This window comes from Bacillus sp. T3 (assembly GCF_033449965.1).
GTDB lineage: Bacteria > Bacillota > Bacilli > Bacillales > Cytobacillaceae > Bacillus_BU.
The window spans coordinates 2,150,219-2,164,151 of record NZ_CP137761.1; the positions used below are offsets into that span (position 1 = coordinate 2,150,219).

General features: G+C 37.8%; 10 protein-coding genes and 3 pseudogenes. 9 read left to right on the forward strand and 4 right to left on the reverse strand.

Annotated features, from left to right (window positions below; genetic code table 11):
- The first annotated feature begins 11 nt into the window (after positions 1-11).
- Positions 12-1,062: pseudogene (locus RGF10_RS11160) on the forward strand (2,3-butanediol dehydrogenase).
- 46 nt (positions 1,063-1,108) lie between these two features.
- On the opposite strand, the gene RGF10_RS11165 reads toward RGF10_RS11160, so the two are convergent.
- Both RGF10_RS11165 and RGF10_RS11170 read right to left on the reverse strand, forming a co-directional pair.
- Entirely contained in the window at positions 1,109-2,470 is a 1,362-nt protein-coding gene (locus tag RGF10_RS11165) for an MFS transporter (RefSeq protein WP_318509075.1), read from the reverse strand.
- Between the two features lie 407 nt (positions 2,471-2,877).
- On the reverse strand, positions 2,878-3,642 hold the full coding sequence (locus RGF10_RS11170) for an IclR family transcriptional regulator (RefSeq protein WP_318509076.1): 765 nt from the start codon (positions 3,640-3,642) through the stop codon (positions 2,878-2,880).
- A gap of 256 nt (positions 3,643-3,898) precedes the next feature.
- On the opposite strand from RGF10_RS11170, the gene RGF10_RS11175 reads away from it, so the two are divergent.
- The 4 genes from RGF10_RS11175 (at position 3,899) to RGF10_RS11190 (ending at position 7,046) form a co-directional block, all read left to right on the forward strand.
- The gene (locus tag RGF10_RS11175) at positions 3,899-4,849 is read left to right on the forward strand and encodes a fumarylacetoacetate hydrolase family protein (RefSeq protein WP_318509077.1); all 951 of its coding nucleotides are present in this window, start codon (positions 3,899-3,901) and stop codon (positions 4,847-4,849) included.
- A gap of 1 nt (position 4,850) precedes the next feature.
- Positions 4,851-5,351 carry a DinB family protein gene (locus RGF10_RS11180; RefSeq protein WP_318509078.1) on the forward strand — a complete coding sequence of 167 codons (501 nt, stop codon included), beginning with the start codon at positions 4,851-4,853 and terminating at the stop codon, positions 5,349-5,351.
- A gap of 20 nt (positions 5,352-5,371) precedes the next feature.
- The gene (locus RGF10_RS11185; RefSeq protein WP_318509079.1) at positions 5,372-6,484 is read left to right on the forward strand and encodes a cupin domain-containing protein; all 1,113 of its coding nucleotides are present in this window, start codon (positions 5,372-5,374) and stop codon (positions 6,482-6,484) included.
- Positions 6,485-6,665: 181 nt separating this feature from the next.
- A complete protein-coding gene (locus RGF10_RS11190) occupies positions 6,666-7,046 on the forward strand; it encodes a YkvA family protein (RefSeq protein ID WP_318509080.1) in 381 nt (126 codons plus the stop codon).
- Between the two features lie 245 nt (positions 7,047-7,291).
- On the opposite strand, the gene RGF10_RS11195 is transcribed toward RGF10_RS11190, so the two are convergent.
- Together RGF10_RS11195 and RGF10_RS11200 are read right to left on the reverse strand one after the other, a co-directional pair.
- On the reverse strand, positions 7,292-7,657 hold the full coding sequence (locus RGF10_RS11195) for an AEC family transporter (RefSeq protein WP_318509081.1): 366 nt from the start codon (positions 7,655-7,657) through the stop codon (positions 7,292-7,294).
- A gap of 257 nt (positions 7,658-7,914) precedes the next feature.
- Positions 7,915-10,320 (reverse strand): DUF4084 domain-containing protein, encoded by a 2,406-nt coding sequence (locus RGF10_RS11200; RefSeq protein ID WP_318509082.1) that lies wholly within the window; start codon positions 10,318-10,320, stop codon positions 7,915-7,917.
- A 257-nt stretch (positions 10,321-10,577) separates the two neighbouring features.
- Between RGF10_RS11200 and RGF10_RS11205 the strand changes: the two genes are divergently transcribed.
- From RGF10_RS11205 to RGF10_RS11220, 4 genes and pseudogenes are all read left to right on the forward strand, one after another.
- Entirely contained in the window at positions 10,578-10,958 is a 381-nt protein-coding gene (locus RGF10_RS11205; RefSeq protein WP_318509083.1) for a YkvA family protein, read from the forward strand.
- A 414-nt stretch (positions 10,959-11,372) separates the two neighbouring features.
- A pseudogene (locus RGF10_RS11210) lies at positions 11,373-12,354 on the forward strand (ATP-binding cassette domain-containing protein).
- Positions 12,344-13,120 (forward strand): ABC transporter permease, encoded by a 777-nt coding sequence (locus RGF10_RS11215; RefSeq protein WP_318509084.1) that lies wholly within the window; start codon positions 12,344-12,346, stop codon positions 13,118-13,120. The pseudogene RGF10_RS11210 and the gene RGF10_RS11215 overlap by 11 nt, the downstream one beginning before the upstream one ends.
- Before the next feature lies 1 nt (position 13,121).
- Positions 13,122-13,911 (forward strand): annotated as a pseudogene (locus RGF10_RS11220) (ABC transporter permease).
- Positions 13,912-13,933 lie beyond the last annotated feature (22 nt).

The window sequence follows — 13,933 nt, forward strand, 5'->3', positions numbered from 1 at the left end:
AGATGAAATATATGAAAGCGCTTAGATGGCATGGAGTAAGAGATTTACGTTTAGAAGAAATTGAAGAATCATTCCCCAAAAAAGATAAGGTAAAAATAAAAGTAGAGTGGTGTGGTATTTGTGGAAGTGATTTACATGAATATACGGCTGGCCCCATTTTTATTCCGACCGAAGAGCCACATCCTTTAAGTGGTGATAAAGCACCAATCGTTTTAGGTCATGAATTTTCCAGGTAGAGTTGTAGAAATTGGAGAAGAAGTAACAAAGGTTCAAGTTGGGGATCGGGTGGTCGTAGAACCGATTTACGCATGTGGACAATGTGCAGGCTGTAAACAAGGGCATTATAATCTCTGTGACAAGCTTGGCTTCTTTGGACTAGCAGGTGGTGGTGGGGGATTTGCCGAGTACGCAGCGATTCCAGAAGTAATGCTTCACAAAATTCCAGAAACCGTCTCTTACGAACAGGGAGCCCTTGTTGAACCAGCAGCTGTCGCACTTCATGCTGTACGACAAAGTAGGTTAAAGGTAGGAAATAAAGCAGCCGTGTTTGGGACAGGCCCAATTGGATTATTAGTAATTGAAGCATTAAAAGCCTCGGGAGCATCAGAAATTTATGCAGTCGAGATATCCAAACAACGGCGAAAAAAGGCAGAAGAGCTAGGTGCAATTACGATTGACCCTACCGAAGTAAATCCTGTAGAGCAAATTCATAAATTATCAAATGGTGGGGTGGATGTTTCCTTTGAAGTTACAGGAGTTCCACCAGTCTTAACCCAAGCAATCAACGCTTCGAAAATTGGTGGAGAAACGATGATTGTTAGTATTTTTGAAACAGAAGCTTCTATTCATCCTCAAAATATAGTGTTAAAAGAGCGAACCGTAACAGGGATTATTGGCTACCGCGATGTCTTCCCTGCCGTTATCAGTCTAATGGCGCAAGGATATTTCCCAGCGGAAAAACTTATCACAAAACGAATCACACTAGATGAAGTTATTGAAGAAGGTTTTAATGTTTTATTAAGAGAAAAAGATCAAGTGAAGATTCTTGTAAAGGCTGAATAAGTAGTAGAGGCTGCCCCAAAGTTGGTTTTTGGAGCAGCCCTATTATTTATTCATTAACAGTCTGAGTATCACTTACAAAAGATGTATCGTGTTTACTTACTTTTTTGATCTGCCCATGTTTTTCTTGAACTAAAAGAATAGCAACTCCTCCAATAATACATGGAATGGCGAATGCAAGGAAATTCATTTGCAGTGGAAGCTGAGAACTCAATAGGAATCCACCAAGAGCAGGTCCAAGAATCCCGCCAATTCTACCAACTCCTAATTCCCAGCCAACCCCAGTTGAACGGATGCCTGAAGGGTAGTATTGTGAAACATACGAATTGGTGTTAATTTGTGTTCCAGTTGTCGTACCGCCAGCAATAAAGAGCAAAATATAAAGGAAGAAAACATTTGGTTTTAGACTTAATAGTGTTAAGGACAGAAATCCAAGGATAAAGGAGACGGCTAAAACTTTACGTGAGCCAAATTTATCAGCGAGCTTGCCTCCAAAAATAGCACCAGTGACAGCTCCTAGATTTAAAGTAACTAAAAATAGTAGACTAGATCCGAGCGGGTAACCAGATGCCTGCATCAGTTTTGGTAGCCAAGTACTTAAACCGTACATGACTAATAAGCACATAAACGCGGCAATCCAGAACATGATGGTGCTTAATCCGCGCTTTTCAGTAAACAATTTTTTGATGGACGAATCGGTATCATCGGCCGTATTCATGACAAATTGGTCATTTTCACTAAATTGAGACTGTTTATTGATTTTATTTAAGGTAGCCATTAATTTATTTGTTTTGTTTGTTTTAATATAATAACTGTATGATTCTGGTAGTGTTTTATAAAGGATCGGTAAGGTCAATAAGGGAATTCCCGCAAGAAATACAACAGCCCGCCAATCTGCAACAGGTAATATGACCATGGCTCCCAATGCAGCAAGGATTCCTCCGAAAGCATGACCGCTAAACATGATAGCTACAAGGGTGTTGCGAAGTTTCTTTGGAGCATACTCAGTCACTAGTGCAATTAAATTTGGCATAACTCCGCCTAATCCGATACCGGCAAGAAAACGTTGTACGCCGAAGCTGGATGGACCATTGGCAAAACCAGATGTAAATGTGAAAACGGAGAAGATAATGGTACAAATCAATATGACATTTTTTCTTCCGAATCGGTCAGCAAGGGGTCCAAAGACCAAAGCTCCAATCATCATTCCAAAAAGTGCGTAACTTCCCAATTGACCGCCGGTAACTGGATCCATTCCCCAAGATTCCATTAAGGATGGCATAATCGCACCTAACATGAACATATCATACCCATCGACCACAATTATGAAAATACAAGAAATTAGCAGTGATAAATGAAAGCGGTTAAATTTTTGGTTATCGATAAAATCGTTTATATTCATTTTCCTCATTCTCCATTGCCCCCTATACATAAATAATAAATAGATGGAACCTTTATACGAAAAAAAGGTTCAATTAAAAGTGATAAACGATGAAATTCGTTTTCGTTACTAGAAGATGTGAGTAGTTAATGATAAACAATAAAAACGGTTACATTTCCAGATATGCATCGTTAGAAAGTGAAAAATTGTAAAGCTAAATGGGAATCTTTTAACATTTTAAGGAAATAAAAAAGATTTTACGTTTTTATTAATAGTGAACTCGATTTCTTAATATGAATTATAATAGTCAGAAAATTAAAAATCAATAATTTTGTGAATTTTTTTAAAAAAGTTTCAGAAATTAAAAAGAGACTGTTCAAAATTGCCTAATCTCCTATTAGTGGGAGTTAGGTCAAGCTTGTAACAGCCTCTTTTTATTATGAACGATAGCCTAAATTACTGGAAATTTCATTGCTTATTTTCAAAATAAATTTACTTAGCTCTTCATCCTCATTCATTGGTATTTGTTCATTAAACCCAACCACTGCCACAGCCCCCATTAAATTTTTTTGATAATTAAAGACTGGGAACGATACAGAGGAAACAGAAGTCACAATCGGTTCATTCGCAAATGCAATTGACTTTATGCGTACTGTTTCAAGGTCCTTATCTAATTGTTCGATAGATTTCGGAAGCAGTTTATTTGTTTCTTTTTCTTTCCACTCTTTTATAAGATAAGGTTCTTTAAAGGCAAGGAAAATTTTTCCGGCAGATGAAGTTGCTGGTAATAGCGTTCCAATCTGGACACCGATATTAAAACCAAGATTATGATTAAACATTTTTATCACCATCGGTCCATTTTCGGTCCAAATCGAAAAAATAACTGAACACGCTGATTTATTATTTAATTCCTCCAGAAATGGAGTAATCCGATCAAGAACATTTTCTTGATCAGCAGCGATCAGACCGTACTCGATCAGTTTACTTCCGAGTAAATATGTACCTGTGTTTTTATCACGGTAAAGAATTTGTAATTGAACAAATGTATTTAAATATTTATAGAGGTTACTTTTCGTTATATTCGTCAGTTCTTGGATGTCAGTAAATTTCAATGGTCGATCTTGCTTTGCAATAACATCTAATATTCCTATCCCTATCTGTAAGGATTGAATGGTAGAGCCTGCTTTAATCACTTCCATCATGATCCTCCTCAATTATAATCACAACTTTAAATATAATCACTAGAATCTGAGTAATACAAAATAAATCTTATATGTTTCCAATTGATCTATAGAAATTATATCAACAGTTCTCGGACAAACCTAATAAAACTATTAAATTATTTGATTATTTAATTTTTAATAATTTTTTTATTGACAATTTTCTAAAAATTTAAGTATCATAATAGTGAACTCGGTTATCTTATTTTATAATTTTTAGCTAAAGGAGATTAAAAAAATGAAATTAGTCACATATAGTCGTGAAGGATTTACTCGAATTGGAGCTTTAATAAATGAAACAAATCAAGTGGTCGATTTAAATTTTGCTTATCAAGCTTTACTTCAATCTCAAGGGAAGCTTCGTTATGAAAAAATTGCTGAGGCTTATGTTCCTGCAGTGATGACTGATTTTTTACAGGGCGGGGATGAGAGTCTTTCTATTGCAAAGGAAGCAGTTGCTTATGCACTTGAACATGAAGGTACGTTTAAACATAAGCTTGTCTATGCATATGAGGATGTAAAAATCGAAGCGCCTGTACAAGCTCCAGGAAAAATGATTTGTGTAGGGCATAATTATCGCGAACACATTTTAGAAATGGGAAGAGAAATCCCGTCTCACCCAGTTATTTTTGCAAAATTTGCGAATACCGTTATTGGACCACAGGATGATATCCCGTTTTATCCAATTTCGGAACAGCTTGATTATGAAGCAGAGTTTGCTTTTGTCATGGGGAAACGTGCTCGGAACGTGTCAAAAGAGGATGCTTTAGATTATGTTGCCGGTTATACGATTGTAAATGATGTTACCTATCGTGATATTCAACGACGTACGTTGCAATGGCTGCAAGGAAAGACAGTAGAAGGTAGTGCACCAATGGGACCGTGGTTAATCACGACTGACGAATTGACTGACCCAAGCGGACTTGAAATGGTTTTAACGGTTAATGGAGAAGAGCGTCAACGTACAAATACAGCAAATTTTGTGTTTGATGTTAAGGATTTAGTTGAATTTTTATCTAATTTAATGACACTAGAACCGGGCGACGTGATTTTAACTGGAACACCAGGAGGAGTCGGCGTAGCTCGTAATCCACAAGTCTTCCTTAAAGACGGTGACGTTGTAAAGATTGAAATCGATCAAGTCGGTACTTTAGAAAATAAAGTTTCACGTGTGAAGGAGGGGCTGTAATATGGCAGAAAAAACAGTCCAAGGATATCGTGTATCAATTCAGAAGTCCATCGAACAGGTGGTACAGGTGTGCAAAAGTTTACCGGAAGAGGTCATTCTGTGGAAGCCTTCCGAAGAGGAATGGTCAATTTTACAAATATTATCCCATATTAATGAGGCGGTCCCATATTGGCTGAACGAAGTAAAAAGAGTAATTGAGAACCCAGGAAGTGAGTGGGGTAGAGGGCTACAAGATGAGAAGCGTTTAGCGGCAGTAACGAACACGGCCTCGTTATCAGTAGAATCTACTCTTAAAGCGGTAGAAGGACTAGAGGGAAAAGTTTTAACTGAACTATCACAATTGACAGAGGAACAATTAATAATTGAATCTCCCCATCGGAATTTTGCTAAATTTGGGAACAAACCTGTTTCGTTTATTATTGGTCATTTTATTGATGAGCATCTCGAGGGTCATCTTCAGCAAATTCAACGCAACCTTTCCAAAGTAGAAAAAGTTAAATAATTATTTTAGGGGGATAAAGGATGGCAACAAAAAATGAATTTATGAAGAGTCAAATCGTTAAGGATTTTACAAAATATATTCAGCAATATAATTTAGGTCCATTATGGGAAGCGATTCCAGAACTGATGGATCAAACGCCAGAACCTCATGCACAGGCCTACCTCTGGAAAGGTGAACTTTTAAGGAAGACATTATTGGAAGCAGCAGAAATTTTTACGCCAGAACGGGGCGGAGAACGTCGCGCCATTTATTTTCAAAATCCAGGATTAACTTATCGTCAGCCTTGGGGCTGGGCCTCAACAACCCAAACGTTGTATGCTGCAGTTCAGTTATTGCTTCCTGGAGAAGTTGCACCATCTCACCGTCATTCTCAAAATGCACTTAGGTATATTACGGAAGGGAAGGGTGCTTATACGATTGTGCAAGGACAAAGAGTTTTCATGGAAGAGGGGGATTTCCTGATTACTCCGAAAAACCTTTGGCATGGTCATGAACATATTGGTGACAAGCCGATGATTTGGATGGACGCACTTGATATTCCATTGGTGTATTCTATCGGCGGAACTTTCTTTGATCCATATCCAGGTAAGCTCGAAGATCCAACAGTACCAGATAATTTCTCAGAGCTTCGCTATCAAGGTGGGATGGTTCGCCCTATTTCGGACCGTTATTCTTCAATTGCCCCATTAGCGAATTTCAAATGGAGCCAAACGGAAAAAGCGATCAAAGGCTTGATGAATTTTGAACCCGATTTATACGATGGCTATGCTGTAGAATACATTAATCCTTCAAACGGACAAACAGCCAATCCAACAATGGGCTCATGGATGCAATTTTTACCAGCCGAGTTCCATGGAAAGGCCCACCGTCATACACATTCGTCTATTATTCATGTAAAAGATGGTGAAGGATATTCCATTATTAATGGAGTTCGTTTTGACTGGACGAAGGGTGATTACTTTGTTGTTCCAAACTGGGCATGGCATGAACATGTAGCAACAAAAGATACGTATTTGTTCTCGGTTAATGATTTGCCAATCATGGAACGTTTCGATCTCGAACAAAAGCAAGCTTTGGAAACAAACAATGGAAACCAAGAAGCACAATCAGAATTTAACGCGATTCTTACGTAATATGAAATGGAAAACACTGGAGAGCTGTAGGCACTTTCTGGTGTTTTTTATTTTTTTACGGTTTTACGCTGAAATTTTAGTAAGCTGAAAAGCACTTGCCGTTTGGATTTGAAATCAAATGAACTGTAAAATAAGAATCATAGAGTGTATCCCATATTCATTAGTAATGTTAGGAGAGAAAATGGAGAAAATAAAGGCTTGGTCAAAAAACTTGAAACGACAAATATTCATTCTTTACTTTGCATATAAGGATGAAAGAGTACCGTGGTATGTTAAATTTTTCACAGCGTGTGTGGTAGCCTATGCTTTCAGTCCAATCGACTTAATTCCTGATTTTATCCCGATTCTTGGCTATTTAGATGATGTGATTATTCTTCCGTTAGGGATCATGTTGGCATTAAAGATGATACCAAAGGATGTTCTTTCGGATTGTGAAGTGAAAGCAAATGAACTACTAAGAAACGGAAAGCCTAAGAATTGGGTAGCGGGTTCCATCATTATCTTACTTTGGATAGCTTTTATCCTATGGCTTATCTTTAAGGTGTTTGAACGATTGAGTTAAAGAGTGAATTCTAAAGATGCGGTTCGCTTTTTGGTCAGAGGATACGCATTTTTACGAAAGAGTCGACTATTTAATAGAGATGAAGATTGTTTTTTTACAATGAGAGGAAATTTCGGTCATTTTATGCTCGCAAATTTCGTGGTATGCACGTTTAAATGTGGATATGATTTAAGTTCAAAAATATATGATACAACTTTTCAAATTTATGCACGACTTTTTACCATTTATGATACAACTTTTGAAAATTATGCACGACTATTTGTGAATATGCACACCAAATTCGAAATATGCACGTTCAGTAACTTAGCAACGTTTCCCTCAAGACTCAAACATTTCCCTAGATTAAACAAAGCTGCATCATAACGAAGCAAACGGCACATTAGCTTCGTAATCCCCATCAGAGCAAACATCAGCAGTAATGAAACGGAAGCTGCATACAAGATTTGAACATTTAATTTAATACTATAAAAAGTATGAAAGGTTAAAGCCGGCAACATTATGTACAACGAAATAACCGAAATCCCTCGAATACTCACCTGAAATTTCTTTTGCACTAAATAACCAGAAAGAAAGATCAAAAAAGCAGGGAGTACAATTTCTAGTAAAACCATTTAAATTCCACCTACAAACGATTAAAATTTATTAGAAGTATTAGCATCTCAAAGTCAATACTGTATATACCCAAGAAAATATTTTGGAAAACGAAAAATTCGATATATTATTAAATTAATATATCAAAAAATTAACATATATATCTATAAAATAAATCAAAGAATATGTGATGGAGCACGAAATTACAACAGTAATCATAAAAAAGTTTCCTGAAGAGTGAAAGATACCCACCACAGGAAACTTAAATTTTCGCCTATTAGTCGGAAGCTGCCACCAACATTGGTTGCCCTGCTCCGACCCATTCTACAAGTTGCTCAACATTTAGCGGTTTACTAAACAGGTAGCCCTGTATCTCATTACAATGAAGCTCCTTTAAGCTTTGCAGCTGTTCATTCGTCTCAACACCCTCAGCAATGACAGTTAAACCAAGACTATGTGCCATAGAGATAATCGCTTTAACGAGTGCTTTATCACTATTGTTTGTCATGATATCCTTTACGAAGGGTTGAGCAATTTTTAAGCTATTTATCGGAAATCTTTTTAGGTAAATTAACGAAGAGTACCCCGTGCCAAAATCATCAATAGAGATTCGGACTCCTATATCGCGCAAAGCTTGCATTTTCAAAATCGCTTCTTCAGCATCGTATACTGCAACGGTTTCGGTAATTTCAATCTCTAAATAGTTAGGGTTCAAGCCAGTTCGCTCGAGAATGGAAGAGATCATTTCAATTAAATTTTCATGCAAAAATTGTAAAGGAGACAGGTTCACTGCTAGTTTTAAATCACAGTATCCCAAATCGTGCCAAACCTTAGCCTGCATACATGCTTGGTAAAGAACCCACTCACCGATTGGGATAATAAGTCTAGTTTCTTCCGCTAACGGGATAAATTCACCCGGTGAAACTAATCCTCCATCACTCGTACCCCAGCGAACTAATGCTTCGACGCCAATGAGCTTGCCGGTATCGATATTCACCTGTGGTTGATATTGAAGGATAAACTCATCATTTTCTAAGGCCTTCCGTAAACCATACTCAAGCGTCATTTTTCTTGTGATGTTTTCATTCATTTCCGGTGAAAAGAATTTGTAGCTGTTTCCAACTATTTCTTTTGCACTATACATGGCCATATCAGCATGCTTTAGTAGTTCCTCGATGCTACTACCATCTCTCGGATAAACGGCGATGCCTAAGCTCATTGAAACGTGCAGCTCATGATCATTAAGCTTTATCGGCTTTTCCACAATCGATTGAATTTTAGTGATGGATCGAATAATCTCACTTTCATCAGTAATATCATTTATTAAAACGGTAAATTCATCCCCACCTTGCCTGGAGATTATATCGGTTGGCCGTAGATTTTGCTGCATTTGCTTAGATACGTATTTAATTAGAAGATCTCCAACTTCATGTCCTAACGTATCATTGATATTTTTAAAGCGGTCCAAGTCAATAAAGACAATAGCAATTTTGGTAGAATTACGTTTTGCTGTTGCTAACGAAATGGTTAATTGCTCTAGAAAGTATCTTCTGTTCGGTAAACCGCTTAATACATCATGGTAGGCCATTTGTTTCATTTTACTAACTGCAGTCATTAGCTGTTCATTTTTATTGCTTATTTCCTCTGTTCGTTCAACAATCTTCATCTCTAATTTTTCAGTTAAAGTATGATAGTTTGTTAACAATGATTGATTTTCTAAGAGGGTAAAAATTTGTCGTAAAATCACTAAAAGAATGGCCACTGCTGCACCAATCATCAAACTGTTGATTTCTCGACCTTGGATGAGCAGAAAGATAAACAAAAAGATAACGCTTAAATAGGGCAATAGTAATTTTAACGAAAAAAAGTCAATTTTATATGTATTGTTAGTCTTGGCCACATCACGACTTTGCTCGACATGATCTGTTATCGCGAATGTACCCGCAACCCCCATCAATAAAAGGGCGAGCGTCCATAACGGATCATAAGGACCACCTGAAATATAGAGAGATTTAGCCGATAAGTATAAATATGCAGAGTCCGCATAGACCTGAATAATTAAACTTCCAACAAGAAAATAGAAAACCTTAGTAGAGAAAAAATGCTCAGAACCCATATAAATACTGATTGCTGCAAGAATAAGAACTAAATCTCCAATTGGATAGCCCATTGAAACAAATTTAAACAAAAAGGATCCATCTGACTGTGCTAATATATCTTTTATGATGTAGTGCCAGCTAAACGAGATAGCCACAGTCATAATAATAAAAGTATCGAGGACAAATTTTACTATATGCAATCGATTTCGCTTATACCAAATCTGAAACAAGAAAGCAAAAAGATAAAATAATATTTGAAGCATGTAAAACAAGTCTGCCCAACCCGGATAGGGAACCACTACTTTTAAGATTGTCTCATAATAAAACCAAATTCCTTCAGCAATAACATAGCTAAACGTCCCAAAAAGTATAAGTAGCCAAAAATACTTATCTTTGTTTTCCAGTTTTTTATAAACAAAAGATAATACAACGGACGCGGTGAGTGGCCCTAGTATTGAAAAAATATTACTACCAATGGTCCTCATCTGATCTTGATCTTTAAAATAATAAATCCAAATATAATAACCAACAGTTTGAAACACAGTGAAAAATATTAAAGTCTTTCTATTACAAAACGAATTCATTTTGTTCACTCCAATGAAGTACTATTTTTAAGGGTAAGTATCGAGAGTAAAATAAAAGTTATAGTGTAAAGTTGTAAGTAAAATTATATCATTATAAAAAGATAGTAAATATGGATAAAAAGGTAAATAATGGGCTAATCGTAAATTTTAAATTTGCTAGAAAATATGGTGGGATGCACATCAATTTTTTGGACTTTGTTTGAAGTGAATTTTTTGAGTATAATTTACACTCAATTTGACAGTATTAGGAGAAAACAATGGAGAAAATAAAGGCTTGGTCAAAAAACTTGAAACGACAAATATTCATTCTTTACTTTGCATATAAGGATGAAAGAGTACCGTGGTATGTTAAATTTTTCACAGCGTGTGTGGTAGCCTATGCTTTCAGCCCAATCGACTTAATTCCTGATTTTATCCCGATTCTGGGCTATTTAGATGATGTAATTATTCTTCCGTTAGGGATCATGTTGGCATTAAAGATAATACCAAAGGATGTCCTGTTGGAATGTGAAGTGAGAGCAAATAGTATGTTAGAAAACGGTAAACCAAAGAATTGGTTGGCGGGTTCAATCATTATTTTACTTTGGATTGTTTTTATCCTATGGTTTATCTTTAAGGTATTTGCGCGATGGAGTTAAAGAGTGGATTCTAACGATGAAGTTTGCTTTTTGGGTCAAAGGGATCCGCATTTTTACGAAAGAATCGGCTATTTATTGAGAAGAAGATTGTTTTTTGAAATGAGAGGAAATTTTGGTCATTTTTATGCTCGCAAACAACCTGATATGCACGTTTAAATGTGGATATGATTTAAGTTCAAAAATATATGATACAACTTTTCAAATATATGCACGACTTTTTACCATTTATGATACAACTTTTGAAAATTATGCACGACTATTTGTGAATATGCACACCTTAATGGAAATATGCACGTTTTGAGGCATACCCAAAATCCCCCTCACAAACTCAAACGTTTCACTTGAAATATCAAAAATACCAAAATTAACAATAGCTAAATAATAAAGTGCAGCTTAAGAACGGAAGGGATACATATGTCAATCAAAGTAGAGAATCTGCAAAAGCAATTTCGGGTTCACGTCAGGCAAGCAGGCTGGACCGATGCTGTACGGAGTTTGTTTAAACGGGAATATAAAACGGTAGAAGCGGTACAAAATATTTCATTCTCCATTCCATCAGGAGAAATTGTTGGATTTTTAGGGCCAAACGGAGCCGGAAAAACCACAACGATCAAAATGCTGGCCGGTTTACTTCATCCAAGCTCAGGCAAGATTCAGGTTGCCGGATTCACACCATTCGAGCAGAAAGCGGAATTCAAACGGATGATGAGCTTGGTGATGGGGCAGAAAAGCCAACTGATTTGGGATCTTCCACCGATGGAAACGTTTCTGGTAAACAAAGCGATTTATGAAATCGAAGACCGGGCCTTTCGCGAAACGTTAGACGAGCTGATTGAATTGTTAGAGCTTGAACATCTGTTAACACGACCTGGCACGAAATCTATCACTGGGGGAGCGGATGAAATGTGAATTAGCGGCAGCTCTTTTGCACCGTCCAAAGGTTTTATTTCTTGATGAACCTACAATTGGTCTGGATGTACATACGCAGGAAAAAGTTCGCAATTTTATTGGTAAATACAACAGAGAGCATAAGACTACGGTGTTGTTAACGTCGCACTACATGGGCGATGTGAAGGCACTTTGCGACAGAGTGTTAATTATTAATCACGGGAAGCTCTTGTATGATGGGGAACTGGACGTCCTAGCAGAAAAATTAACACCGTATAAATTATTAGAGGTTCAGCTTCGTTCGATTCCTGAGCTTTCATGGGAGTCATATGGCGAGCTGGTGTCTATTGAAGATGGAAAGGTAACGCTTCGTGTTCCAAGAGAACGAGTTCCAGAGGTGTCGGCTCAGTTTCTGCAGCAGTTTGACGTGACCGATTTAAATATCGAAGACCCGCCGATGGAAGAAGTGATTACGCTCGCGTTTCAGGAGGAGTCTCATGTTTCATAAATATGCTGTTCTTCTTCGGATGAAGTACGTAGAAATGTTTGCTTATCAATTAGCCACGATTGTGTGGATGACGGGAGCAATGGTACAGCCACTCATTACGATGATGGTTTGGATAAATATTTATCCAAAGCAGGAGAATACATTTATTTTTTATTTTGCGATGCTTATTTTTGTTGAACGGATGACAAGCGCCTGGGACGTTTGGGAGATGGAACGCGAAATTCGCGAGGGCACCTATTCTTATCAAATCGTCCGACCGTTTCATCCCATTCATTGGGCTATAGCTGAAAATCTCGTTTATAAAGGCTTATTTTTCGTCATTCTGCTTCCAGTTTGGGGCGTTTTGGCGTTCTTCGTGCCGGCGCTACGACTGGGACATATCACCGTTACACAATGGCTGCTTTTTCTTGTCGCTCTTCTTTTAGCCGCAGTGATTCGTTTTTTGTTCAGTTATACTTTCGGCCTCCTTGGTTTTTGGATCACAAAAGTGTCGGCCCTTTATGGTATGTTTGAGGCGGTGTCTCTTTTTTTATCAGGCCGAATTGCCCCGCTTTCATTACTACCGCCATACATTAAGGAAATAAGCTATTATTTGCCGTTTCGTTATATGATTGGATTTCCAATCGAATTGATCAATGGAGACGTACGCGGGACAGCTATCACAGCGGGCTTTTTAGGAGCTCTTTTTTGGAGTCTGTTTTTTATACTTGTATCAGCCCTGCTTTGGAAGGCTGGGTTAAAGAAAAGTCAAGCAGTGGGGGGATAGTGTGCGAAGGCATTGGCGCATTTTTCGTGAGTTTTTTCGAACTTGTTTAGTGGAGGAGCTCGAATATCGCAGTGAATTTATCGGCAATTTGCTGTCAAGCTTGTTTGGCATTGGCGTGGCAATTTTGACGATTCAGGTCTTCTTTTATCAAACCGATGCTCTTGGCGGTTGGGGATATGCAGATGTTTTGCTGCTACTCGGTGTGTTCAATACATTGCAGGGCTGCATCGATTTCGCTTTGCGTCCGAATATGTCACGCCTCTTACAACATATTCGGAAAGGAACGTTTGACTATGTGTTAACGAAGCCAGTTGACAGCATGTTTTATGTCAGCTTCCGCCATTTAATGTTTTGGCGCTTATTGGATGTAGGGCTTGGAGTCGGTCTTATTATCTATTCATTAACAATGAAGCAATATCTGCCAACCGTTTCGGATATGGTGATGTTTATCGTTAGTCTCGGATCGTCCTTTGTATTGATTTACGCACTCTGGATGATGCTGATGACGACCTCCTTTTGGGTAATTCGGATAGATGATTTATCGTTTGTGTTTAATTCCTTTTTTGAAACAACACGGTTCCCAATCGGGATGTATCGAGGCTGGCTGCGAGTTGTGCTAACCTACGTTTTACCAGCTGCTTTTATTACAAGCACACCAGCACTGTCGTTACTTGGAAAATGGAATGTCACGACAACCGCCATATCCATCGTCCTTGCAGGTTTATTCCTATGGCTATCGTGCCGGCTTTTGGCGCTTTGCCCTCTCATCGTATACGAGTGCGAGCAGTTAAGAAGCAGTGGTTGCATCTTGCC

Coding starts and splice junctions, on each gene's coding strand:
- RGF10_RS11165 (WP_318509075.1), bottom strand. CDS start 2,470: ATGAGGAAAATGAATATAAACGATTTTATCGATAACCAAAAATTTAAC.
- RGF10_RS11180 (WP_318509078.1), top strand. CDS start 4,851: ATGGCAGAAAAAACAGTCCAAGGATATCGTGTATCAATTCAGAAGTCC.
- RGF10_RS11190 (WP_318509080.1), top strand. CDS start 6,666: ATGGAGAAAATAAAGGCTTGGTCAAAAAACTTGAAACGACAAATATTC.
- RGF10_RS11175 (WP_318509077.1), top strand. CDS start 3,899: ATGAAATTAGTCACATATAGTCGTGAAGGATTTACTCGAATTGGAGCT.
- RGF10_RS11205 (WP_318509083.1), top strand. CDS start 10,578: ATGGAGAAAATAAAGGCTTGGTCAAAAAACTTGAAACGACAAATATTC.
- RGF10_RS11170 (WP_318509076.1), bottom strand. CDS start 3,642: ATGATGGAAGTGATTAAAGCAGGCTCTACCATTCAATCCTTACAGATA.
- RGF10_RS11185 (WP_318509079.1), top strand. CDS start 5,372: ATGGCAACAAAAAATGAATTTATGAAGAGTCAAATCGTTAAGGATTTT.
- RGF10_RS11215 (WP_318509084.1), top strand. CDS start 12,344: ATGTTTCATAAATATGCTGTTCTTCTTCGGATGAAGTACGTAGAAATG.
- RGF10_RS11195 (WP_318509081.1), bottom strand. CDS start 7,657: ATGGTTTTACTAGAAATTGTACTCCCTGCTTTTTTGATCTTTCTTTCT.
- RGF10_RS11200 (WP_318509082.1), bottom strand. CDS start 10,320: ATGAATTCGTTTTGTAATAGAAAGACTTTAATATTTTTCACTGTGTTT.